A 24,168-nucleotide genomic window follows, 5' to 3' on the forward strand; every position below is an offset into this window, starting at 1 on the left:
ATAAATGAAAAAATATGAAATAGGAACATTCATATTACGTGTTTTTTTAGGGATCTCATTTTTTATCCATGGATTTGTAAAATTCCAAGGGGGGATCGAAAATATTGTAGGTTGGTTTGAAAGTATTGGGTTACCTGGGGGCATAGCCTATGGAATAGCCTTATTAGAACTTGTTGGGGGAATCGCTTTAGTTCTAGGTTTAGGCAGCAGATTCGTTTCCGCATTATTTGCACTTGTTATGATAGGTGCTATCTTAAAAGTAAAATTAGCAGCCGGATTTTTAGGGAATGGACAAATGTCTGGATATGAACTAGATTTAGCTTTTTTAGTTATGGCCATTTCCATTATGATTAGTGATAGTAGGTTATTCGCATTAGATCAAATATTATTTAAATCAAAGTCCTCAGAAGTTTCAAAAGAGAAAACCGCTTAAATAGGAAAAATTCACAAAAAAACATTCCATTTAAAGGAATGTTTTTTTGTGTAAATAGAGAAAACCCATTCGGACATATTGTCTGATATTTACGAGCAGAGGAATTTTTCAATATCATGGTACTTTTGTTCGTCTATTTCATACTATACGTATATGAATTAATATAATTAAAGCGAGGGATTACTATGGGAAGAGAATTTCTGGAGATATTTGAAGAATGGGCAGACTCTTATGATGATACAGTGGCGGAGGATTCAGAAAATGAATATAGTGAAGTGTTTAAAGGGTACCGCTCAATATTAAACCGAGTAGCTGAGCTGTCAAATGGTCATGTTCTAGAATTCGGATCAGGCACTGGAAACTTAACTGAAATCCTGATGAAAAAAGGACATAACATTACGGCCATTGAACCATCCGAAGCTATGAGAGAAATTGCTCGTAAAAAATTAGCAGGGAAAGTTCCTATTTTAGATGGAGATTTTTTACATTTTCCTGCTGTTGATTCCATTCATACAATTGTCAGCACCTATGCATTTCACCATTTAACCGATCAGGAGAAAGAAATAGCTATTGCCAAATACGCCAAATTATTAAAGCCAGGTGGAAAAGTAGTATTTGGTGATACCATGTATCCATCAAAAGAGGCATATGAACAGGCGATAAAAGAGGCAAAGTCTAGCGGTTGCCTTGCACTTGCAAAGGATCTACAATCTGAATATTATTCCACGATTCCATTTTTACAGATGATCCTTGAAAAAAACGGGTTTTCTGTTACTTTCAAGCGTTGGAATAAATTTGTTTGGATAATGGATTCAATAAAACGATAGATAGAAATGAGCCTATCCTCCCTAAACGACCTTTCACCTAAGCACAATTGTTCGTATGGTGTCAAATGATCCATTCAATAGGAAAGAAGATGCCCAACCCAGTATCCAATATAAGCGAGAAGTAGACCACATCCATAGGTGATCATGGTATAAAGAAAAAATGTCTTTTTCTTTTCGTTCTTATGTAATCTTGTCATTTCTAATTTTAAAGTGGAAAAGGTCGTAAATGCGCCTAGAAATCCTATACCAAATATAAGAAACGTTATCCTATTCACATGAACACCAGTGATGATCCCTAATAGGAAAGCTCCGACTAAATTGACGGTTAAAGTCCCCATTGGAATTTTGAAGGAGGAGCGACTGCTTAGTTGTAAACTGATAGAATAACGAGCAACCGCGCCCAAAAATCCACCTATCCCTACCAATAAAATTTGTAGAAATGTCATACACATTATGCCTCCTTCCCTACATATAATCCTAATTTAGTCATAAATAATCCCCCGAAAAGGCTAGTCAAAACATAAAGAGTGCTTAATAGAAATTCCCCATTTTGGAATAATTGGATTGTTTCCACACTGAAAGTTGAAAATGTCGTAAAAGAACCAATAAGCCCTGTTTGGATGGCCGTTATAAAAGAAGTTGGCAAAGATACTTTTTTTAAAAAATAAGCGGATAGAAAAGCTAATAAAAAACAACCAAATAGATTCGTGATCAATGTCGCAAGTGGGAATGGATTATTTGAAACTAACCATAGTCCAATCATATACCGAGAGATAGCTCCGATCGCACCAGCAACCCCTACTAATATATAAGTCATGATTTCACTTCCTTTCGCCAAATCACAACGGGTACCCCAATCAAAAGTCCTTCTTTTTTGGATAAAAACCTAAACGTCCTTGATCATCTTTCCAAACTGAATAGTCCTTACCACGTGGGTATTCATAATCAAAATACATTGAGTAGTTTCTATCTGCTTTCCCATCGATCCCCAATTTGCACTCATAAATGAGATATTTGATTGGCACATAATTGGAGATTGGGAGGAGAAAATCATTGAGCCCCTTGCTATGAAAACTGAAAATTATGTTCGATTTATTTTGGCGTTTGGTCTAAATGTAAAGTCTTTCTGAATATCCTGTTGTCATGAGATTATTACTGTCTTATCATATCAAAAAGTACAAGTACTAGTAACTAGATTTTTGAACATTCAGTGTAGCTTGTTCCTGTCGTTCGTTTGATCGGTAAAAAATTTTATATCCCCGAAAATGTATGTTTAGAACGAATTAGGATATCGCTTTGAAATTTCCAAGCGGGATTTTTTGTTTTCAAATAAATAGCGATTGAAAATAAAAGTACATCAATCTGAATGGGCAATTTCCGTTGCAACAAGACATGCAGTGACTATTTGCAGATAATTCACAATTTTCTTTTTGAAAAATGAATCCTTTTTTCGATTAAATCGGTATATATATTATTACAGTAATATAGGAGGGTCCTCAATGAGTATTTTAAAAAGATTTAAAGATATTATGGCCAGCAATATTAACGCTTTGCTAGATAAGGCTGAAAATCCTGAAAAAATGATTGATCAATACATGCGCAATCTAAATAGTGACTTAGGAAAAGTGAAAGCCGAAACCGCTTCTGTCATGGCGGAAAGACAAAGGGCGAAGAGAGCGTTAAATGAATGCAAAGCGGATATTGAAAAGTTGCAGATTTATGCCATTAAAGCCGTGGAGGCTGGAAATGATGAGGATGCTAAAAAGTTCTTAGAACGAAAGGCTTCCTTAACAGCAAAACAAATGGAATTACAGGAGGCCTATAGTTTAGCTGATGCCAATGCAGAACGTATGAAAGAGATGCACAATAAACTTGTTTCAGATATTAGGGAATTGGAAGCACGAAGATCCATGATTAAAGGAAAGATGAGAGTGGCCAAAACACAAGAAAGACTGAATAAAATTTCATCTTCCATAACTGGGACAAATGATTCCATGTCTGCATTTGCCCAAATGGAGGAAAAAGTGAATAAAGCCTTAGATGAAGCGAATGCCATGGCTGAATTAAATTCTAATCCCAAAGATGATCTTGAAGACTTAATGACTAAATATGAAAGCCATCATAGCATTGATGATGAATTAGCAGCTCTTAAAATGCAGATAAAAACAGACGAATAGTAGTTGGAAAGCTGTAGCTTTTGGCTACAGCTTTCCTAATGAAGTGTAAAGGACGAAGAGGTGAATCATTATGGTCATTCATTATAAATGCCCTAATTGTGGGGACGACATGGGGTTTGATAGTGAAACAGGGACACTTTCTTGTCAAAGCTGTGGGAGACAAGATCATATCGATTCTTTCCCTGATCAACATATTACAACTACGTTTTCGGAGGATGAGGCTAAACAATATCATTGCAATAATTGTGGTGCCGTCATTCTAGCTGATGTTGATACAGTGGCGACTCATTGCAACTTTTGTGGTGCAGGAGTTGTTCTTTCAGATCGTATATCTGGAACATTAGCCCCTGCCAAAGTCATTCCCTTTACGATTAGCAAAGAAAAGGCGAAGAAAGCCTTTCGAAATTGGTGTAAAAATGGGAAATTGACCCCTAATAAATTCATGGAAGCCAATCGAATTAAAGGAATTACTGGAATGTACGTACCATTTTGGCTATATGATCTAAACAGTCAAGTGGAGGTCAAAGCGACCTGCACTAAAAAAAGGGAGTATACAAGAGGGGACTATATTTATAAAGAAATAAAGTATTACGATGTATATCGTAAAATTAATCTAGATTATAAAAAAGTTCCTGTAGACGCTTCCGAAAAAATGAATGATGACATCATGGATAAATTAGAGCCGTTTCATTATGAAGATTTAAAGGATTTTAAAACCCCTTATTTAGCAGGTTATATTGCTGAAAAATATAATTATAATGATCAACAGCTGTTCCCACGAGTCAAATCAAGAGTGAAAAATTTCATTGATTCTTATGTTCGCTCCACGATGAAGGGATATACCACCATTGAATATCAATCCAATAAGATTCAAACAAAGAATCAACACAGCGAATATGTCCTATTTCCAGTTTGGATGTTTTATTATGATTATGATCAATCGGAACATACTTTTGCGATGAATGGTCAGACCGGAAAGATTGTTGGAAAACCCCCCATAAGTTATGCAAAAGTAGCGGGTTGGTTCACCGGAATTGCCGCTACTACTTTCATCACTCTGAAGATCCTAGCATTTCTGATGGGAGGCGGTCTTTGGTGAAAAGCAAGAATGGAAGGAAGCGAATAATGGCCGTTTTCACACTGTTCTTATTGCTTCCATTTTTCACAAATAACGCAACAGCTGCCACTACGACAAAACAAAGAGTCTATGATGAGGCCAATCTATTGAATCAAAAAGAGAGGACTCAATTAGAGGAGATGGCTGAAAAATATAGTGTCAAAAGGGAAACGGATTTTATCATTTTAACGACAAAGAATCAGGAGAAAAAAGATGTCGAGAAATATATGCAAGATTTCTATGATGAACAGGGGTTAGGCTATGATCAAAAACATGGTAACACAGCTATTTTAACGGTTGATATGTCTCATAGGGAAATCTATTTAGCTGGTTTTTACAAAGCCAAGACCTATTTAGATCGTCACCGTCTTGATTTAATTCGCGATAAAATTACATCGGATTTATCAGCAAAAAATTATTTTGACGCCTTTCAAACGTTTATCACAACAGCTGATCGTTATATGGGGATAAAACCTGGAGTAGATCCAGAAAATATTTTATTCAAGCTTTGGTTTCAACTGGCCGTCTCCATTGGAATGGGAGGTGGGGTCGTTTGGTTGATGACCTATAATTCAGGGGGAAAAGTGACCATTCATGAAAAAACATATGAGGACCCTAAAACCTCCAAAGTTCTCGAAAGAAGAGACCAATACATCCGGACGTCCACAACGAAATGGAAAAAACCTAAGAATAATAGTAAAGGGGGATCAGGTGGTATTACAGGTGGTGGTCACTCGCATAGTGGAAGTCGAGGAAGTTTTTGATAGAATACGATGAATTAGAAAGGAAGGAGATCAATGGGTTTCTTTAGAAATCAATTATCCAATGTAATTGAATGGAATGAGTTTCGTGATGATATGATATTTTGGAAATGGAATAATACTGAAATAAAAAAAGGGAGCAGACTTATCATTCGACCTGGTCAGGATGCAGTATTTTTTCATAACGGGAAAATTGAAGGAATCTTTACAGATGAAGGAGATTACAATATTGAGTCAGAGATCATTCCCTTCTTATCCACATTAAAGGGCTTTAAGTTCGGATTTAATAGTGGTATGCGGGTAGAAATCATGTTCGTGAACACGAAGGAGTTCACGGTAAAATGGGGAACGAAAAACGCGATTCATATTCCAACACCCCAATTACCTGGTGGCTTGCCGATCCGCGCGAACGGTACTTTTCAATTTAAAGTCAATGACTATATTACGTTAATGGATAAGATAGCTGGTGTGAAAAATAGTTATCTAGTTGAAGATGTAAAAATCCGAATCACAGCCATCCTTGACCAGCTATTAATGAAGTGGATTACAAAAGAGGGTAAAGATATGTTCAACCTTCAGGCCAATGCTTTCGACATTGCCAAAGGGATAGGGGAAGACTTAGATATGGAGATTATGGATAGTGGATTGACTATCACAGGATTCAATATTATGAGTTTCAATTATCCAAAAGAAATTCGGGAGATGATTACGAAAACGGCCTCCCACGGGATGATTGGAGATATGAGTCGCTATCAACAAGTTTCCATGACAGATGGCATCTCTTCCGGAAAGATAAAAGGGGGAGGAGCGGCTTCTGATATGGCCGGCATTATGATGGGCATGGGAATGGCCAAGGAAATGATGAAGAATATGAATGAAACTCAATCACAAACACCTCCTAGCTCTTCCAATGAACCCTCAATGGAAGGGAAGAAAAGGCCAAATTTCTGCCCTAATTGTGGAACAAAAACGAGCGGAGGCAACTTTTGTTCCAATTGTGGTCAACGCTTAGGATAAATAGGAAAGAAAAGCCCTCATCCATACAATGTTCACATGGGGGCTTCACATTTTAATGGAAGAAGCTATGAATTCAAGTAAATCTTCATCTTCCCTAACATCTATTTTATTCATTTATACTTATATAGGGAGATTCAACTGACATGAGGTTTTTAGATTTTTCTATTACATGATGATTTGTTTTTTATGGTTGATATGTTCTTGTATAATCGAGTTTATAATGTGTAAAGAATCCCATTCTCCGGATGAAAAAAAGATGATGGGATATTTTTTAGGAAAGAGGGATTTTTTCATTTGACTGGGTGATACTCCATCTTCATAAAGCTTAATAATTTCCCCTTGAAGCTCTAACAAATAATCTAGCTTTTTTTGTAAGGAAGCACGACCATCTTCTAAATAGCCTGCATGGCAGCAAAACACATCCCCAAAATCATAAGTTAGTACTTTCTTTAAGGATTGAATAATGGTTGGAATGCTTTCTTCACGTAAAACGACCTTTGTCCTTTCTTGGCAATATAAATCCCCAGTAAAAAGTTGCCCTGTTTCACGATTTAAAAATGCCAAGTGATCAATAGCATGACCAGGTGTTTCAATTACATCCCATGTAGCGTTTTGGGAAGAAAAATTTTTCCCAATTGTCTTAGCATGAAAGGGGGGGCGCTTCCCCCAAAACAATTTCCGATACAGTGGATAGTCCGGCTCATTTTTACAATAATCAAGCATTTTATCATTCATATAAACGGGTAGCTGAAGTTCTTTTTGTAAAAAAGCTGCATTGCCGGTATGATCCTCATGAAAATGCGTAATCACCACTTGATCGATATCCTGTTGTGAAAAAAATCGTTTAAATTCTTTTTCTAATGATTTTGCTCCTGTATCAATTAATACACCATCTACAACAAAACAATGAACATTTAATTTTACTCCTTGAAATCTAATGGTACCGTTTCCTATTTGCACCCCATGGATCGACTCTTGTTTAAATTTCTTCTTTAATAACATAAAAAACCTCCTCCAGGATCTTCCTTTTGCTAAATTTTAGCATAAAATGAATCTTTATTCATTCATTAACTAAAGAGAATACCAATTTTATAGGTAGTGCAAAAGTGTGTAGTCCAACAGTTGTAAATAAAAAAGATACAGAATGATTCATGGTTTTCAATTGATCAAAAGTGCTATAGAAGAACAAACGTTCCGCCATCATTGTTTTACCATTGAATTAAGGTGAAAACAAGTAAAAGGTCTTCATTCGTTCACCTCAATAATCCTGAATATTTACTTGATTTTATTGTGAAAATCTGAGATAACCAATAGAAACGGTTATATAGGTGGTGCTGAAATAATTGGTTAGTTTTTACGGTAAACTGTCTGCAGAAGTATATGATCTCGATAAATTTATTGGAAAATCATTTGGTGATGTAGAGTATTATTCGGAAAGATTAAAAGATATTAAAGGGAGAATCTTAGAACCGGCAGTTGGTAATGGACGTATCTTAATCCCTTTACTGGAAAAAGGTCTGAATATTGAAGGGTTTGATCTCTCTCTGGACATGCTTAATTTATGTAAAAAACATTGTGCAGAGCGAGGTTTATCTCCCCGTTTGTCCCAATTAAATATGAGTGATTTTTCATTGGAGCAAAGGTATGAAGCGATTATCGTTCCCACGGGATCATTCCTTTTATTACATCAAAGAGAAGATTCTCTCAATGCATTAAGGTGTTTTTATGAACACTTGGAGATGGGGGGACGTTTAATTTTAGATCTCTTCCTTCCCGAGTCTTTTCAGACAGGATATGTTTCTACTAGAATGATAAAAAATCAAGAGGGGGATTCCATTACTTTAGAAGAGATATTGGTCGATGTAGATCAAATAAATCAATTTACGGTGACTCATAACAAATATCAAAAATGGCGCCATTCTAAATTAGTCGATACGGAACTGGAATACTTCCCATTGAGATGGTATGGGGTTGAAGAGTTTCGATCTATTTTAAAGAACATAGGGTTTAGAGATGTCGTGGTATCTTCGAATTATCAATTTAATACATTTCCAACGAATAAAAATCAAATAATCACATATGAAGCTGTAAAAAAATAGTTACGTTATAGTGAGTGACTTTTTTGAAAGATCATTCAGTCCTTAGAACGAGTCTATCATAAGTATCTTTCTAGCGGGATCTTCATCACCTGTAAGTTCAAATCGAGCATCGTATTCTGTTTTACAAAGGACACCTCTTCTTGTACATATTGAGTTATACTCTTTTACAAGAGGGTGTCCTTTCTTGGTCGTCTTTCTATGGGAGTTTATGCCTATGCTAGCCCGATTCATCCCCGTAGTCATCATTCAATTATAAAATTCTCACAGTAATCGGATATAGATAAGGATCTCCTGGTTCTTTAATGACTGTCCATTTATTGATTTTAATCATTGGGATCTCTTCCCCATTGAAAGTGCTAATATCTAAAACGCCTTTAACTTCCATCCAAGTATTTTCCTCAAGTTTAGAGGCCTCTGGAAGCTCTGATAAAAATCCAATGATACTGGCATCCGCTACACAATGGGTAATCAAAAATCTAGAGATTACCAACTGATTCGGTTTAAATTCATCTTCTTTATAAACAAACCCCTTTAATTCGATCTCTCTGCCTTTAAACTTATTAGGATCCAAATTTATTTCTTCATAGTAGTAAGAGTATACATGATCATCCATTTTAATAGCGGCCGTTTCTTTTAAGTTTTGCTTTATTTGTTCATATTCTTTTTCTGTAATTTCCTTCGGCTCTATGACTTTGGAATGCTCTATGATAGGTTCCTCTTGATTCCGATTCATTTCCTCGTTTTCTTTCTTTATTTGCTTTTGTTTTGTTAAAACTGCCATCCCTCCTTTTTTATCAACAATAGAGGCATCAAGTACCTTTGGAGGGAGTAGAAACCCGGTGAGTAGCGGGAAAATAATGACCGTATAAGCCATTAATTTTTTATGATTAAAAGGAGAACTGCCATGATCATGGCAACAGCTATGGTCGTGGTCATGGTGCTGACAATGGTGTTCATGGCGACTCTCAATCGTCCATGTTCGTGTGACTTGTATGATAAACAAGATTAAAAATAATACAGCCGCGGACTGACTTAACCATACATATTTAGGATTGATAAATTTCGTCATGTCACCAGTGAAATACAATTTAAAAAGTAAAATCGAAAAGGCAAGTAAAATAAACGCTCTAATCGCCTGCTGTACGTGAAATTTCACGATTTTTTCCCCCTTATAAAAAGCCTTGTAACAGCGTGATTGTCATAAAGATCGTCATAATGGTTAAAGTCAACACCCCGATGACAAATTTGAAACGAAATACGCTCAGCATCATGAGGGTATTTTTTAAATCCATCATGGGCCCAAAGATTAGAAAACTTAAAATAGCGGAAGATGGGAAAATACTACTGAAGGAAGCACCGATAAAGGCATCTGCTTCAGAACATAAGGATAAAACATATGCGACCCCCATCATGATGACAATGGAAGAGGTTGCTCCACTTCCAGCTTCTAGAAAGGTTTTGGCGGAAAGATAAGTTTGTACAAAAGCAGCTAAAAAAGCACCAAAGATTAAATATTTCCCCATATCAAAAAACTCGTCAATAGAATGAATTAACATGTCCCAAAATCGTTTTGAAAAAGCTTCCTTTTTAGAATGGGAGTGTGACGTTTCTAAGTAGGCGGGGGATTTTAGTTGGTTGCCTTTAAAAAACATGCTGACAAAAAAAGCGATAATAATGGCAATCAAAAATCCTAATCCCATCCGCCATCCTGCCATTTTAATATCATTTCCAAAGGCCATGTAGGTAGAAACGATGACAATTGGATTAATAAGCGGGCCTGTTAGCATAAATCCAATGGCCGCATGAATAGGGACTCCTTTTCCTACAAGTCTGCGGACAATAGGAACAATCCCACATTCACAGGCAGGGAATAAGGCACCTGCAATGCAACTCATAATGATCGCCATAAACCGATTTTTAGGAATCCACCGTTGAATAGATTCTTCTGTCACAAAAACTTGTATGATTCCAGCAATCAAAACCCCAATTAATACAAAAGGGAAGGCCTCTATTAAAATACTGAGAAAAACCGTGTTGAGATTTAACAGAGAAGGGGGGAAATCAATGGGAAGTTTAAATTGAAAACTAAAGGAAAGCAACATTAGCGCTAAACCAATGAGGATCATCCCTGTTAAATCTAAGATATGATGACTAAGAATTCGATTCATATAAACCTCCAAAATAAGTATTATCAATAAAATATACAAGAGTTTTAATAAGAGTATGTACAAAAAATGGCCTGCACTGTCATTCTTGCTTTTTGTTGGGCTAAAAGCGGTTTTACTCAATTGAAGCAGTTTTTATTGATTTTAAATTCTTCTGCATACTTTCTTCTGTTCTTGACTAAGTGATAAACTTGATATTAATAGAACAGAAATGGCTACATGTTTTATCACTCCAATCTTTTAATAAGTCGTAACGATTACGTTTTAAACTCTATAATATTATTATGATTATTCTTGTAAAAACATGAATCTTTTATTTCAAAAAATCCCAAAAGGATATCAGTCATTGTTAATAATATGAGTAAAATGAAGAGACAAGCGTATTGATTACGCATAATCTTCCATAAAAAGACCACAAAAAGGGACACCTTCTTGTAAAATGGATGTGCTACCAAACATTCACGAGAAGAAGTGTCCTCTATGAAACAGAATACCATGTTTTCAAAATTCGAATAGCATTGGACAATATGTAGAACTTACATATTTTCAGATAAATACTGCAATTAAAATAAATTAAGACCTTCAAATAACTGGAGGTCTTAATTTATTGTTTAAACCATTAAATTACTTTCAAGGTGAAAAATGTTATATAAGATTGACATTACTGTTATATCTGTATATACTGATTATATACAGATATAACAAAAGAGGGATGTTATGTAGTGAATATTATTATCTCAAACACTTCAGATGAGCCAATTTATTTACAGATAGTAGATCAATTGAAAGAACAAATCGTTCAGGGAGAACTGGAAGAATCACAATCGCTCCCATCAATTAGGAATTTAGCCAAAGAACTAAAAATTAGTGTTATTACAACCAAAAGAGCCTATGATGAGCTTGAAAAAGAAGGATTTATCGTTACTATTGCCGGAAAAGGTTCATATGTTGCAGCAATCAACAAAGAAATGTTCCGTGAAACCAAAGTAAAAGTAATTGAAGAAAAAATGACTGAAGCAATCAATACAGCAAAACTGGTGGGCTTAACTTTAGAAGAGATGCAAGATATGCTCAAAATAATTTATGAGGGGTGGTAAAGGTGAATAAGATTTTGGAAATTAACAATTTATCCAAAAGCTATAAAGATTTTTCTTTGAAAGGTATTAATATTACCCTTGAAAAAGGGTACATAATGGGCTTTATTGGTCCTAATGGTTCCGGAAAAAGTACTACCATAAAACTTATTATGAATTTAATAAGGAAAGATAGTGGTGAAATTAAAATTTTTGGTTTAGACAACGAATCAAATAATATCTCGATTAAAGAGAGAATTGGTTTCGTTTATGATGAAAATCATTTTTACGAAGAATTAACTGTAAAAGAAATGAAGGATGTCATAAGTCCATTTTATACCAAATGGGATGAAGGAATTTTCAATAAATACGCTAAAGACTTTGAACTCCCTTTAAATAAAGAAATTAAGCATTTGTCAAAAGGGATGAAGATGAAGTTCGCTTTAGCCATTGCACTTTCACATCAAGCTGAACTTTTAATAATGGATGAACCAACTTCAGGATTAGATCCACTTATTCGATCTGAACTATTAGATGTTTTACAGTCATTGTTACTAGATGAAAACAAGTCAATTTTCTTTTCGACACATATTACTTCCGACTTAGACAAAATTGCCGACTTTATCACCTTAATTAATAATGGAGAAATTATATTGAGCAAAACAAAGGATGAACTTTTAGATGAACACTATATCGTAAAAGGGAGTAAAAAACAATTAAATAATAATAATCAAAGGAACTTTATTGGATTAAAACAAAATGATTTTGGCTTCGAAGCGTTAAGTAAAAATAAAAAAGAAGTAATGAAACAATTTGGTGATTCCATAAAGATTGAAAAACCGACACTAGAAGATATTATGGTGTTTTATACGAGAAGGAGTGATCATCATGTATCATCTCATTAAAAAGGATATCTTAATGCAAAAGAAAGCTATAAAATTATCTGTTTTATTAATAATCTTTTTTACTTTCACACTTTCAAATATTGGGCCAGCTGGATTGACGATCGGAGTATTGGCTATAACATATCAATTAGCTTTAGGAGCAAGTGCATTAGAAGATAAGAATAATAGTGATATCATTCTAATGAGCTTACCGATCAAGAGAACTATCATTGTTTTATCTAAATACGTGTCAATCTATATTTATGCTGCGTATGCAATTCTGGGATTTTATCTGGTCAATTTGATTATAAACTTATTAAATCTTCGTCCTGATATTCCTTTTAATTTTACTGGCCTTATTGGTGCAATTATTGCCGTTACTTTGTTTTGCTCGATTTCTTTTCCTTTAATTTTTAAGTATGGCTTTATAAAAGCGAAAATGGCTAACTTAATTATTTTCTTCGTATTTGTATTTGGAGGAACTGGATTGGTAAGTTATTTAAGCGAAAACAATAAATTGATGTTGAGTCAAGATATAATGACTTTCTTGAGCAATGGATCAGATATTGTAATATTAATAATATCGATGGTTCTACTGCTTCTAATTCTTATTTGCTCATACTTTATTTCATTAACTTTTTATAGGAAAAGAGAATTTTAAAATTAAAAGAGGGATTTGTAATGAATAAGATTTTGAGGCATAAGTGACTAAAAGATTTCCATGGATCTTATGTCTTCTTTTTCAAGTTGTGAGAAATCTAATACGAACTTAAACCAATTTGTTATCTGAAAGTTTTTCTGGGTACTTGTAGCAAACTGAATATCATGGTGAATAGGATATAGAGCTTGAGAAACCTCACTAAGAAAAGAAGGGTTTAATTCAATTAATAATTTCCTGTCATCTATTGCTAATTGTTTATGTTCATCTTTGGGGTTGAATAAAATAAATTGTTGATTATTAAGGGTAATCTGACTTCTGTGCGTTTGGTAATCTATAGTTCCTTTAAAGGAGTAAATAAATTTATAACAATTATCTGAACGCCAGTTGCGCTCTTGGCTGAAATCTTTTTTAAATAAGAAACCTCCATTATTGTTTTCTAGTAGTAATTTTGTTGAGCTCACATAATCACCTTCTTAGTTAATATAAAAATTGTATCATAATGAGGAGGAAAATAATAAATGAAACACGCATTAGTAGTTGGTGGAACAGGTATGTTATCAGGGGTATCACTCTGGTTATTAGACCAAGGGTATCATGTTTCAATCATCGCAAGAAATTCTAAACGCATGAAGGATTTAATAGAGCAGACGGACTTAGATAGTCACATCACACCACTATTTGTTGATTATAGTGATCATGATGAATTGCAAAAGAAAGTGCATGCAACAATAAATAGAAATGGTGCTATTGATGTTGTAATAGCATGGATTCACTCGACTGCTCCAAATGCACTTAAAATAATAGCGAAAGAGGTTTCAATTAGTAAAAGTGAATGGGAGTTATTCCACGTTTTAGGCAGTAGTTCAGATTTAAAAAGAATTGAGAGAGAAGTTACAATGACTTTAAGTTGTTCATATTATCAAGTTCAGTTGGGTTTTGTAATAGATGGTTCCCGTTCAAGGTGGTTAACAAATAAGGAAATTTCTGATGGGGTAATTGAAGCTATTAAGAAAAGAAATAAAATACTAACCATTGGACAAATTGACTCTTGGGAAAAGCACTCATAAAACAATAAAAACGGACATTCATGAAGCATTTGAGAAGTTGTTCTTGAATTATAGGAATTTATTGGTATCTCGTTTGAATTTAGACGTTTTTCTGTTCGTAGTCATTTCTCAATAAGAAAGCTAACAATGGATTGTGCACCAAATTCATTTCATTGGACAGAACTTGAGAGGGGAACCACCTAACTAAACAATAAGATTTTTTCTAGTTTACATAATATATATTATAGGAAGTCATTTATTCCTGGTCTCATATTATAAGTAAACTTTTAATAGTGAGACAGAATAGAAAATCTAGTTATTAGAAAGTATTATTTTAAGGCTGCTTTCGAATGTTTACATGTTCTTTTCACAAAATCGATGAATATTCCACGTGAGTATGTGCTATTATGCGGAACACAACTTATTCTAACAAGTGTGGGGCTAGCATTTTAGGGATTTTGCTTATTTCCCGTTAACATATGCCTATTTCCCAATTGGATATGCGCTACTTCTGGAGTTATTTGCACTAGTTCAGTGGATATTTGCACATTTCCCAAAATTTATGCTTATTTCCCGTGTATATATGCACTACATATGAATAATATTGAATCAGGTAAAAAAAGTCCCTCTTCTCCTCCCCCTACATCAAGTGCTGCTTCACCTATGGCCTATACAAAAGCCTAGTTCTCTTGAAGGGAATCGGTATTCGTGAAAATAAATCACCCCGCCATTAACTCAAAGGGTGATTTATTTTTTCGGTGAAACGTTGTTAGTCAATCGAATATTTAGCAGCAGTTGCTTCCACCTATTAAAACCAATCCTACCCCATTTTGATTTTCTTCTCTATCTAATGTTAATTCTTCTGTTCCTGTTACTGCCGGATCAAAGGCCACTTTAATTCCATTAATCGTTTGTACTCTATCAAATTCCTGTGGGGCATCTATCGTTAAGGCAATTTGTGGACCACAACAACCCGCCGTTGTCGTAAGGCGAATTCCTTCTACACCCTTTGTATCAAAAACATTTTGTAAGAGTTGTTTCGCTTCATCTGTAATTCTCATGTCAATTTCCTCCTCCAATTATTTATATTCTTCCTCAATTTCTACCTATTACGTTAATGGACTTACTTTAGTGTGGTTCCTTCATTATTATAATCTTTTAACTTGTTATACCCAATCTTTTCTTCAGGAAACCAAGGGATGATTGCACATTTCTCTGCCCGTTTATCCTTTATTTCTTGAATCCATTCTTGTTCTGCATTTGCTTTGCCTTTTAAAAATGGATCCTTCGTATTTGTAACAGATAAACTTTGGTTAATCACCCACCACTGTGGAAAAATATTCGCTCGGCTTAGATCATCCTGTAGTCGGGAAGCTTCTAAGACAGGTGTTGCTTCTGCGAGTGTGACAATCACGACGGCTGTTTCTTTTTGATTTCGAATCTTAGGAAGTAGTCTTTTGGCGTTTTCCGGAACGTCACCTGTTGATCGTGCAATTTCCTTACTATAAGCTTCAGAGGCATCTAGTAATAATAAGGTATGACCCGTTGGTGCCGTATCAATGACCACTATTTCCTCTTCCGACCTTGCAACTACATCTGCAAAAGCTTGAAACACAGCAATCTCTTCTGTGCATGGTGATTCTAAGTCTTCTTTTAAATAATCAAGACTTGCCTCATCCAATTCCTTGCTTGATTTGGCTACGACCTCAGCTTTATATTTTTCAACTTCAACTTTTGGATCAATACAACTAATACTCAAATTTTGATTCACTTGATTGCTTTGAAATTGGTATTCTAGATGTGCTGCTGGATCTGTTGTGGTTAAATGAACACGATGCCCTTTTTCCACGAGTCCCACTGCTATCGCAGATGCGACGGTTGTTTTTCCTACTCCCCCTTTCCCCATCGTAAAAATCAACTTTGCTTTATTCGCTGCCAATTCATCAATGACCGTTTTTAATCCTGGTAGTTGAATAGCTTGATCTTCTGTAAATAGATGTGTTGCTGGAACTTGATCATATAGTTTAAATAGATGTCGAAGATTTTCCACTCCTGTTAAAGAATAAGAAACATATGGCAACGAATAAGTAGCGGTCTCTTTTAGATTGTCAGGAATCTGCTTTAATGCCTCTCTTTGTCGATGGTAAAACGCGGCTGAGACCTTATCTCCTTCATTTTGTTTCTGAAGCAGACCATTTATGATCAACATTTGATTTTGGATACCAATTTCTTTTAGCTCTTTTGAGGCACGATCTGCTTCTAAAGTAGTTGAAACATCTGGTCTTGTGACTAAAATTAAAGAGGTTTTGGTTGAATCAGAAAGGGTCGAAACAGCTTTTGAATATAGTTCTTTTTTGTCCCCTAACCCAGATAAAGGTCCCAGACAGGAGGCACCGTGCGTCCCTTCTTCTAGAAATCCATTCCAAGCAGTTGGAAGCTGTAACAGTCGTAATGTATGACCTGTTGGGGCTGTATCAAAAATAATATGATCATAACTGTTTAGGATTTCCTTATTGGTAAGAAAACCGGTAAATTCGTCGAATGCCGCAATCTCGACCGTACAAGCCCCTGATAATTGTTCTTCCATTGTAGCAATAACTGCTTCTGGAAATTGATCTCGATATGGGCCCACAACCTTTTCACGATAGACTTTTGCTGAAGATTCCGGATCAATATTACTAGCAAATAAATTTTCAACCATTGGGACGGATTTTGGTGTACTCGTTAATTCGATTCCAAATACATCTTGTAAATTGGAAGCTGGGTCGGTACTAATCAACAATACTTTTTTTCCACGATCTGCAAGTGCGACAGCTGTCGCACAAGCCGTTGAGGTTTTTCCAACCCCGCCTTTCCCTGTAAAAAATAAAAATGGGGTTTGAATATGATTGGGACTGAATGTTGGGTACATAATTTCTCCTTCTTCCATCGAGATTATAGTTGACGTAGATCGATTGATAGTCGAGCTTTTGGTTTTTCATTTAAGTCTTCTACTCTAACCCCAGACCATTCGGAAAATTCTTCATCTGTCGGATAACTTCCCACTTTCACCAACACATCATTCACTAACACAACAGGTAAAGCATCGGGCCCCTTTTCATTTAGAATACGGGTTATCTCCCCATTCTCCGCAAATTTTTCAGGGTTGCTCGTTAATTGATATCTTTTAATATTCAATCCCTTTTTCTCTAATGAGTATACGGCAGATGCCACTCTTGTTAATTCCGGATCCACACTAGGGCCACACACTCCAGTTGAACAACACATCGCTGGATCAAAAATTTCAATTTTGTTCATTATAAAACCTCCCAATTTTGATAACATAAGCATATGCTTATGATTTAAACTATTTTCCTGTTTCTGAAAAACGTTTGATTCTTTCAGCGATTTCATCACGTACACGCTGGAAGACTGCCCATTTTTCTTCTTCCGTTCCTTCAGCTTTTGCTGGGTCATCAAATCCCCAATGCTTACATTGTACGTTTTTTGGCGTAATCGGACATTTATCAAAAGCATCACCGCATAATGTGATCACTAAATCCGCATGATTTAACAAATTAGGATCGATTGTATCTGAAGTTTGATTGGAAATATCAATACCCACTTCTTTCATTGCTTTCACTGCATTTGGATTTAATCCATGGGCACAAATCCCTGCACTATTGACTTCCCATTCGTCTCCTAAATATTTCTTCGCCCACCCTTCTGCCATTTGGCTCCTACAAGAATTTCCAGTACATAGGAAGTAAATTGATTTTTTTAACATGTCCTGTTTCTCCTTTAGTAAAGTATTAATGCTACATATAGGCCTAGTAACGTCATGAATAAAATGGGAATCGTTAGCAAAATCCCTGTTTTGAAATATGTTCCCCATGATATTTTCACCCCTTTTTGGGATAACACATGGAGCCAAACAAGGGTTGCCAATGAACCGATAGGAGTAATTTTGGGACCGAGGTCAGAGCCAATGACATTGGCATAAATCAGTGCTTCCCGGATTCCACCTGAAGTTTTGGTTTCAGCAATTGCCAAGGCATCGATCATGACGGTCGGCATATTATTCATTAAAGATGATAAGAAAGCAGCAATGAAGCCCATTCCAATCGTCACGACAAATAATCCTTGTTCAGCCGTTGTTTGAATGACACTCGCTAACGAATGAGTTAACCATGCATTTCCTAAACCATATACGACGACATACATTCCGATAGAGAAAAATACAATACTCCAAGGAGCCCCTTTAATAACAGCTTTCGTGTTAACCGCATGACTTTTTCTTGCTGTGAATAAAAAGAAAATCGCTACCAATCCTGCTACGATAGAAACAGGAATTTGAATGAACTCACTAGAAAAATAACCAATCAATAAGATTCCAAGAACAAACCAGGAAAGACGAAACATCTTTTGATCCCTAATGGCTTCAACTGGTTGCCGTAATTTAGATAGATCATATGTCCTTGGGATGTTTTTTCTAAAATAAATCAATAATACCGTGATCGTGGCTAATAGAGAAAAAAGGTTCGGAATGATCATTCTTGAAGCATATTCCACAAATCCAATATCAAAGAAATCGGCCGATACGATGTTCACTAAGTTACTTACCACGAATGGAAGTGATGTGGTATCGGCAATAAATCCACTCGCCATAATAAAGGGAAAGATCATCTTTTCTTTGAAATTCAAATTACGAACCATTGCCAGTACAATGGGTGTCAAGATCAAAGCGGCCCCATCATTGGCAAAAAGTGCTGCCACAATGGCCCCTAAAATACTTACATAAATGAACATCTTCATTCCATGACCTTTCGCAGCCCTTGCCATATGTAGGGCAGCCCATTCAAATAAACCAATCTCATCTAATATTAAGGAAATAAGGATAATCGCCACAAACGATAAGGTTGCGTTCCATGTGATGTCAATAACTTCGAGGACATCATGAAATCCAACTACTCCTACTAAAAGGGCGAGAATTGCTCCACCGCAAGCAGACCAACCGATATTCAATCCACTAGGCTGCCAGATCACTAAAATGAGTGTTGCTAAAAATATGGCTGTTGCTAATATGGCAGTTGTCACTGTATGAATCCTCCATTAATCACAAGAGATGCGTAGTCCTTGTTCTTCTAATTCTTTTAATTTAAAATCTTGGCTTGGAAGATGCAAAAGCAGGCTGTGGACGAATGGATAATAAACATTCTCCTTATTTAATGAATAGATGATCCATTGTCCTCTTCTTGTTTCCTGTACTAATCCTGCATCTTTTAACTTACGAATATGCTGACTAATGGCAGGCTGACTCATTTTAAAAATTTCGACAAATTCACAAACACAATAATCATTCGTATCCAACATTTTCACCATAGATAATCTTGTCTTATCACCTAATAGTTTTAATAATGCTGCAGCTGCCTCTATTTCAATTGAGTTATTCAAAATAACACCTCCTACTCCTACCATCCTAATATATAATAGGTTGCTTATATAATAATTCACTAATATAGAGATGGCAAGTGTTTTATGAATTTTTTTACAAAGATGACCTAATACACAACACAAGATCCTAAACACAATATTTTCCCACTAAAAGCACTTACTCATATTTAAAGGCTAAAAAACACCCGACTTCTGCTCCTGTTGTGGAATTTAGAGGTCAAGTGTTTTTAATTTTACTTCTCTCCAATAATTTTCACTTCAAGTTCGAGATCCACCCCGAATGTTGCTTTAACCTTTTCTTGAACCATGCGGATCGTTGCAACATAATCTGATGCAGTTGCATTATTTTTATTAATAATGAACCCTGCATGTTTCGTGGATACTTCTGCCCCACCGACACCTTTTCCTTGGAGTCCACTGTCTTGAATTAATTTTCCAGCAAAATAACCTGGTGGCCGTTTAAATACACTCCCAACGGATGGATATTCTAGAGGCTGTTTCGATTCCCTTTTGAAAGTGAGATCATCCATTTTTTCTTTGATTAATGCCGGATCTCCCTCAGCAAGTTGGAAAACCGTTTCTAATACGATATCTTTCGTTTCACTAATCAAACTTGTGCGATAACCTAACTTTAATTGTTCATTCGTATACGTCCGTAATTCTCCTGTAGGACTTACCACTTTCACATGGTCAATCACATCTTTCACTTCACCGCCATAGGCCCCAGCATTCATGAATACAGCGCCTCCGATGGAACCTGGAATTCCACAAGCAAATTCAAGACCTGTTAATCCATGCGAAAGAGCGACTCGAGAAGCGTCTTTTATATGGGCACCCCCTTGAGTAATTAAACGAGTGCCTTCCACGTTAATTTCTGTAAGCTGACTAAATTGCAGTACAATTCCTCGTAATCCTCCATCTTGAATCAACACATTCGAGCCATTTCCTAGAAGTGTAAAAGGAACATTAAGTTCTTCTTTTAATCGAATCACTTCCACGACTTGATCGTATGTTTTCGGAATCACTAAATAATCGGCCTTTCCGCCAATTTTCACTAATGTATGATCCTTCATTGGTTCATCCATCAACACATTTTCTTCTCCACATATGTTCACTAATTTTTTATAAATATCATATTGACCTTGCATGTATATACCTCTTTATTTTTTATTGTTGAAAATTGCTTTCTCTTCCATTCTAATCAAAAAGATGATTTTTGGAAAGTCTGAAGGGTTAACTGGCAAATTCCTTTATCAATATATGATGATATTCATAATAGTAACATTGTCTTTTTCATTTCTTTGCTGTAGCCGTGTTTCCTTTAGCTCGCCTGCGACTACAAAATCGGTACACCGATGATCAAAAGGCGCTTGCGTATTTGTACTTCAATTCATGGTATTCCCTTAATGACTTTATATGACTGTAATAAAGTGTGAAGGAAATACTTTGTCTGGGATCGAAAATTTTGAATATACTGTGAATTTTGCACAAAGTGAGAAAAGCAGAGCAACTGTCCAGTGGTGACAAGCATTTGAATCGCCTTGGCGTGATGAACTTTGCCACAGAAATGATGGGCAGATGACCTCGAGCCGTTAGGAGCCATAAGCTAGATCAATGTTCCAATAAAATAGGAATCAAGTCCACATCCCTGATCCCTTCATGATTCCATATAAGATTGTTTATTTTGAATTTTAAGTTGTCGGCCTTTTATAATTGCGAAAGTAATGCAGCTAATCCAAACGACAACGAGAGCAATATAGACATATTTCTTATGATCGGATGAAATCCCCGCAATTTTTAATAGGGTATGAATATTCGTTAAGATTAACATCCCACTTACGACGATTCCGAGTAGATGTGCCGGAAATATTTTCACTAACCATGCTGCAAATGGAGCTGCAAAAATTCCTCCTATCATGATGGCACCTGCCCATAACCAATTCACCTGATTCCAACCTAATACGAGGATAAATCCGATGGAGGAAGAGGCTGCGACCGCAAATTCACTGGCAGCTACAGACCCAATGACTTTTCTCGGTTCCAACTCTTTCTTTGCCATTAAAGAAGGCGTCGCAATCGGTCCCCAACCGCCTCCTCCTGTTGCATCAAAAAAGCCTGCAATAAACCCAAGGGGAACATAGAATTTATTTGTTGCTTTCCTTACTTTGGACTTTCGATCATTTAAAACTAAAAATCTTAACAGAACATATAGTCCCAACAAAATCAAAAAGGTGGAGACAAAAGGTTTCATGATTTCCCCTGGAATACTACTCAAAAAACAAGCACCTGAAAAAGCACCAATGGAACCAGGAATCACGAGTTTCCATACTAACTCTTTATCTACGTTTCCAAATTTCATATGAGACACTCCAGATGCTGCGGTTGTCACGACTTCCGCTATATGGACAGAAGCAGAAGCAACAGCTGGAGCAATTCCTGATAGCAATAAAAGGGATGTCGATGTTAATCCATATCCCATTCCTAAAGCACCATCTACTAATTGAGCAGCAAAACCGACGATGGCTAATATCAGTAATTTTTGCATTGTTTCTCCTCGCTTTCCTTGTGTCCGGGTCACTTTTCCCATGAAGGACACTTGATTTTTTCGTAAAATTCCCCAGTTTAACATCACCCAAAACGAGAAATACACACTTCTTCGATCGTTTCATTCACTTGTTGTACACGTTCAATTAATACTTGTTGCAATAATGGATGATAACCTAAATAATTGCATAAAATAATTTCTTGACTTGTTTCAAGCGATTGAATAGTTTTCTTCATTCTTTTCATTAGCAGACCACTAAATAATAAATAAGGGACAATGATAATTTGGGAGGAATTCCTTTTGAGAGCCTGGGTTAGAGCTTGGTTAAATGATGGGGTGGCAGCAACTAAAAAACATTTATTCACATCTGAAAAGTTGGTTTTATATCGAAAAAACTGCGTGATTTTCTGAAAATCTCGTAGTGTATCAGGATCACTGCTTCCACGACCAACGAGTAAAATAGCTGCGTCTTCTTGGATTTCCCCTAATTGTTCTTCCATTCTCTCTAATAAAATATCTATAATCTTTTCATGAACTCCAAAAGGTTGACCATAGTGAATTCTCACAAACGGGAATTTGTTTCTTAAGCGATTTAATTCTGCAGGAATATCATGTTTCACATGCCCAGCCGCTAGTAGGAAGACTGGAATGGCGATCATATCGGTTGCGCCTTGCCTTACACAACGAGTCACCCCCTCTTCTATCGTCGGTTTCGCTAATTCCAAAAAACAGACCTCTTGAATGGGAATATTGACGTTTGTTTTCGTTTGTCGTACGAATTCAATCGCTTGATTACACCCCTCCTTCACCCGACTTCCATGACATATATAAAGAACAGCTTTCATGAGCTTACCTCCAAAGTGTCTTGCTTTAATTTCTCTTCAAACCAAGCGATTTTTTCCCGTAATTGGACAACCTCACCTACAAGAATCATACTTGGGTTTTCGATTTTTTCACGAAGAGTGATCTCCACAATAGTTTCCAATGTTCCCGTTACTGTACGTTGGTCATTTGTCGTTCCCCAGTGGATTAAAGCAACAGGCGTATTCGGCGACTTTCCATGTTGAATGAGCTGTTTTTGAATATAAGGCAAATTACTTACCCCCATATAAATGGCCAATGTATCAATCCCTTTAGCAAGGGCTTCCCATTTAATTTCTTCACATTCCCCGTTTTTTCGATGCCCCGTTACAACAGCAAAGGAGGTGCTATAATCACGGTGTGTCACTGGAATCCCGGCATAAGCAGGTGCCGCAATCCCCGAAGTTACACCAGGAACAATTTCAAATGCCACATTGTGTTTGGCTAAAAACTCCGCTTCCTCTCCCCCTCTTCCGAAAACGAATGGATCTCCACCTTTCAAACGTGTAACGATTTTCCCCATCTTTGCCTGATTCACTAATAAATAATTAATTGTCTCTTGTTGCAAATGATGGTGATTCGGTGACTTTCCGCAAAAAATAAGTTCAGTTCCTTCTTTTGCAAAAGTAAGCAATTTCTTATTGATTAACCGATCATATAAAATTACGTCAGCTTCTTGAATCGCCTTTAAACCTTTCACCGTGATTAATTCTGGATCGCCTGGTCCTGCACCCACTAAGTATACTTTTCCCATCCTGCTCCCTCCTTCTTCTCATCCCACGTTAAATAGAAATTCTTGTTGTCATTTTTTCTCTTATCGTCTTGAGTTTGTTTCATACGGAACGACAAATCCACCGCCATTTCGAAGCTTTTTCTTTTCAAATAAAGTAATATTCTCAATGTCTGGTAGTTTCAAATAATATTTCTCCAATTCGACCTCTACTAAGGAAAAAGCTTTTTCATCTGTTGAAGCCACGATAACGGCCGGAATGACTTTTTGATCGGCGGTCGTGACTTCAAATCGATATACATTCATATTGTTCCTCTCTTTCTTTTAAAAGCGGGGAAG

At 36.1% G+C, this 24,168-nt stretch carries 28 protein-coding genes; 11 read left to right on the top strand and 17 right to left on the bottom strand.

What is annotated here, in order from left to right; genetic code table 11:
• Positions 1 to 4 precede the first annotated feature (4 nt).
• Together J2S13_RS01980 and J2S13_RS01985 are read left to right on the top strand one after the other, a co-directional pair.
• Entirely contained in the window at positions 5 to 433 is a 429-nt protein-coding gene (locus J2S13_RS01980) for a DoxX family protein (protein ID WP_307256008.1), read from the top strand.
• A 185-nt stretch (positions 434 to 618) separates the two neighbouring features.
• Positions 619 to 1,260: a class I SAM-dependent methyltransferase gene (locus J2S13_RS01985; protein WP_307256010.1), complete on the top strand. Its 642-nt coding sequence runs from the start codon at positions 619 to 621 to the stop codon at positions 1,258 to 1,260.
• 74 nt (positions 1,261 to 1,334) lie between these two features.
• On the opposite strand, the gene crcB (J2S13_RS01990) is transcribed toward J2S13_RS01985, so the two are convergent.
• Positions 1,335 to 1,706, bottom strand: coding sequence for a fluoride efflux transporter CrcB (gene crcB / locus J2S13_RS01990; RefSeq protein ID WP_307256011.1), 372 nt, complete (start codon positions 1,704 to 1,706; stop codon positions 1,335 to 1,337).
• Positions 1,707 to 1,711: 5 nt separating this feature from the next.
• Complete coding sequence (gene crcB / locus J2S13_RS01995) at positions 1,712 to 2,077, bottom strand: fluoride efflux transporter CrcB (RefSeq protein ID WP_307256012.1); 366 nt, start codon at positions 2,075 to 2,077, stop codon at positions 1,712 to 1,714.
• Between the two features lie 682 nt (positions 2,078 to 2,759).
• Here crcB (J2S13_RS01995) and J2S13_RS02000 point away from each other — a divergent pair.
• From J2S13_RS02000 to J2S13_RS02015, 4 genes are all read left to right on the top strand, one after another.
• Positions 2,760 to 3,437, top strand: coding sequence for a PspA/IM30 family protein (locus J2S13_RS02000; RefSeq protein ID WP_307256013.1), 678 nt, complete (start codon positions 2,760 to 2,762; stop codon positions 3,435 to 3,437).
• 70 nt (positions 3,438 to 3,507) lie between these two features.
• Positions 3,508 to 4,536, top strand: a complete 1,029-nt coding sequence (locus tag J2S13_RS02005; protein WP_307256014.1) for a TFIIB-type zinc ribbon-containing protein — start codon at positions 3,508 to 3,510, stop codon at positions 4,534 to 4,536.
• A 26-nt stretch (positions 4,537 to 4,562) separates the two neighbouring features.
• Positions 4,563 to 5,318 carry a TPM domain-containing protein gene (locus J2S13_RS02010; RefSeq protein WP_370873933.1) on the top strand — a complete coding sequence of 252 codons (756 nt, stop codon included), beginning with the start codon at positions 4,563 to 4,565 and terminating at the stop codon, positions 5,316 to 5,318.
• Positions 5,319 to 5,351: 33 nt separating this feature from the next.
• Positions 5,352 to 6,332 carry an SPFH domain-containing protein gene (locus J2S13_RS02015; RefSeq protein WP_307256016.1) on the top strand — a complete coding sequence of 327 codons (981 nt, stop codon included), beginning with the start codon at positions 5,352 to 5,354 and terminating at the stop codon, positions 6,330 to 6,332.
• Positions 6,333 to 6,497: 165 nt separating this feature from the next.
• Here J2S13_RS02015 and J2S13_RS02020 read toward each other — a convergent pair whose 3' ends face one another.
• The gene (locus J2S13_RS02020; RefSeq protein ID WP_307256017.1) at positions 6,498 to 7,334 is read right to left on the bottom strand and encodes an MBL fold metallo-hydrolase; all 837 of its coding nucleotides are present in this window, start codon (positions 7,332 to 7,334) and stop codon (positions 6,498 to 6,500) included.
• Positions 7,335 to 7,675: 341 nt separating this feature from the next.
• Between J2S13_RS02020 and J2S13_RS02025 the strand changes: the two genes are divergently transcribed.
• Positions 7,676 to 8,431 carry a class I SAM-dependent methyltransferase gene (locus tag J2S13_RS02025; protein WP_307256018.1) on the top strand — a complete coding sequence of 252 codons (756 nt, stop codon included), beginning with the start codon at positions 7,676 to 7,678 and terminating at the stop codon, positions 8,429 to 8,431.
• Between the two features lie 250 nt (positions 8,432 to 8,681).
• Here the strand turns inward: J2S13_RS02025 and J2S13_RS02030 are convergent, their stop codons facing one another.
• Positions 8,682 to 9,587: a TIGR03943 family putative permease subunit gene (locus J2S13_RS02030; protein ID WP_307256019.1), complete on the bottom strand. Its 906-nt coding sequence runs from the start codon at positions 9,585 to 9,587 to the stop codon at positions 8,682 to 8,684.
• Between the two features lie 13 nt (positions 9,588 to 9,600).
• Complete coding sequence (locus J2S13_RS02035) at positions 9,601 to 10,599, bottom strand: permease (RefSeq protein WP_307256020.1); 999 nt, start codon at positions 10,597 to 10,599, stop codon at positions 9,601 to 9,603.
• Positions 10,600 to 11,318: 719 nt separating this feature from the next.
• On the opposite strand from J2S13_RS02035, the gene J2S13_RS02040 reads away from it, so the two are divergent.
• From J2S13_RS02040 to J2S13_RS02050, 3 genes are read left to right on the top strand one after another with little or no spacing between them, the layout of a single operon-like run.
• Positions 11,319 to 11,693: a GntR family transcriptional regulator gene (locus J2S13_RS02040; protein ID WP_307256021.1), complete on the top strand. Its 375-nt coding sequence runs from the start codon at positions 11,319 to 11,321 to the stop codon at positions 11,691 to 11,693.
• Positions 11,694 to 11,704: 11 nt separating this feature from the next.
• The gene (locus J2S13_RS02045) at positions 11,705 to 12,574 is read left to right on the top strand and encodes an ABC transporter ATP-binding protein (protein ID WP_307256082.1); all 870 of its coding nucleotides are present in this window, start codon (positions 11,705 to 11,707) and stop codon (positions 12,572 to 12,574) included.
• Positions 12,558 to 13,214, top strand: a complete 657-nt coding sequence (locus tag J2S13_RS02050) for an ABC-2 transporter permease (protein WP_307256022.1) — start codon at positions 12,558 to 12,560, stop codon at positions 13,212 to 13,214. Before J2S13_RS02045 ends, J2S13_RS02050 begins: the two co-directional genes overlap by 17 nt.
• 47 nt (positions 13,215 to 13,261) lie before the next feature.
• Here J2S13_RS02050 and J2S13_RS02055 read toward each other — a convergent pair whose 3' ends face one another.
• Complete coding sequence (locus tag J2S13_RS02055) at positions 13,262 to 13,675, bottom strand: hypothetical protein (RefSeq protein ID WP_307256023.1); 414 nt, start codon at positions 13,673 to 13,675, stop codon at positions 13,262 to 13,264.
• A gap of 57 nt (positions 13,676 to 13,732) precedes the next feature.
• Between J2S13_RS02055 and J2S13_RS02060 the strand changes: the two genes are divergently transcribed.
• Entirely contained in the window at positions 13,733 to 14,281 is a 549-nt protein-coding gene (locus J2S13_RS02060) for a short-chain dehydrogenase (protein WP_307256024.1), read from the top strand.
• Between the two features lie 764 nt (positions 14,282 to 15,045).
• Here the strand turns inward: J2S13_RS02060 and J2S13_RS02065 are convergent.
• The 11 genes from J2S13_RS02065 to J2S13_RS02115 form a co-directional block, all read right to left on the bottom strand.
• A complete protein-coding gene (locus J2S13_RS02065; RefSeq protein WP_307256025.1) occupies positions 15,046 to 15,321 on the bottom strand; it encodes an adhesin in 276 nt (91 codons plus the stop codon).
• A gap of 62 nt (positions 15,322 to 15,383) precedes the next feature.
• On the bottom strand, positions 15,384 to 17,171 hold the full coding sequence (arsA, locus tag J2S13_RS02070) for an arsenical pump-driving ATPase (RefSeq protein ID WP_307256026.1): 1,788 nt from the start codon (positions 17,169 to 17,171) through the stop codon (positions 15,384 to 15,386).
• Between the two features lie 23 nt (positions 17,172 to 17,194).
• Positions 17,195 to 17,557: an arsenite efflux transporter metallochaperone ArsD gene (arsD, locus tag J2S13_RS02075; RefSeq protein WP_307256027.1), complete on the bottom strand. Its 363-nt coding sequence runs from the start codon at positions 17,555 to 17,557 to the stop codon at positions 17,195 to 17,197.
• A gap of 49 nt (positions 17,558 to 17,606) precedes the next feature.
• Positions 17,607 to 18,026 carry an arsenate reductase (thioredoxin) gene (arsC, locus tag J2S13_RS02080; RefSeq protein ID WP_307256028.1) on the bottom strand — a complete coding sequence of 140 codons (420 nt, stop codon included), beginning with the start codon at positions 18,024 to 18,026 and terminating at the stop codon, positions 17,607 to 17,609.
• Between the two features lie 14 nt (positions 18,027 to 18,040).
• Positions 18,041 to 19,336 carry an arsenic transporter gene (locus J2S13_RS02085; protein ID WP_307256029.1) on the bottom strand — a complete coding sequence of 432 codons (1,296 nt, stop codon included), beginning with the start codon at positions 19,334 to 19,336 and terminating at the stop codon, positions 18,041 to 18,043.
• 15 nt (positions 19,337 to 19,351) lie between these two features.
• Positions 19,352 to 19,717: an ArsR/SmtB family transcription factor gene (locus J2S13_RS02090; RefSeq protein WP_370873934.1), complete on the bottom strand. Its 366-nt coding sequence runs from the start codon at positions 19,715 to 19,717 to the stop codon at positions 19,352 to 19,354.
• A gap of 209 nt (positions 19,718 to 19,926) precedes the next feature.
• Positions 19,927 to 20,841: a UDP-N-acetylmuramate dehydrogenase gene (gene murB, locus J2S13_RS02095; protein ID WP_307256030.1), complete on the bottom strand. Its 915-nt coding sequence runs from the start codon at positions 20,839 to 20,841 to the stop codon at positions 19,927 to 19,929.
• 509 nt (positions 20,842 to 21,350) lie between these two features.
• Positions 21,351 to 22,238, bottom strand: coding sequence for a sulfite exporter TauE/SafE family protein (locus tag J2S13_RS02100; protein WP_307256031.1), 888 nt, complete (start codon positions 22,236 to 22,238; stop codon positions 21,351 to 21,353).
• A gap of 83 nt (positions 22,239 to 22,321) precedes the next feature.
• Complete coding sequence (locus tag J2S13_RS02105; RefSeq protein ID WP_307256032.1) at positions 22,322 to 23,083, bottom strand: sirohydrochlorin chelatase; 762 nt, start codon at positions 23,081 to 23,083, stop codon at positions 22,322 to 22,324.
• On the bottom strand, positions 23,080 to 23,853 hold the full coding sequence (gene cobA / locus J2S13_RS02110) for a uroporphyrinogen-III C-methyltransferase (protein WP_307256033.1): 774 nt from the start codon (positions 23,851 to 23,853) through the stop codon (positions 23,080 to 23,082). Before cobA ends, J2S13_RS02105 begins: the two co-directional genes overlap by 4 nt.
• Before the next feature lie 60 nt (positions 23,854 to 23,913).
• Positions 23,914 to 24,135 (bottom strand): DUF3906 family protein, encoded by a 222-nt coding sequence (locus J2S13_RS02115; RefSeq protein WP_307256034.1) that lies wholly within the window; start codon positions 24,133 to 24,135, stop codon positions 23,914 to 23,916.
• Positions 24,136 to 24,168: the final 33 nt, after the last annotated feature.

It is taken from the genome of Oikeobacillus pervagus (assembly GCF_030813365.1).
In the GTDB taxonomy this organism is placed as follows: Bacteria; Bacillota; Bacilli; order Bacillales; family DSM-23947; genus Oikeobacillus; species Oikeobacillus pervagus.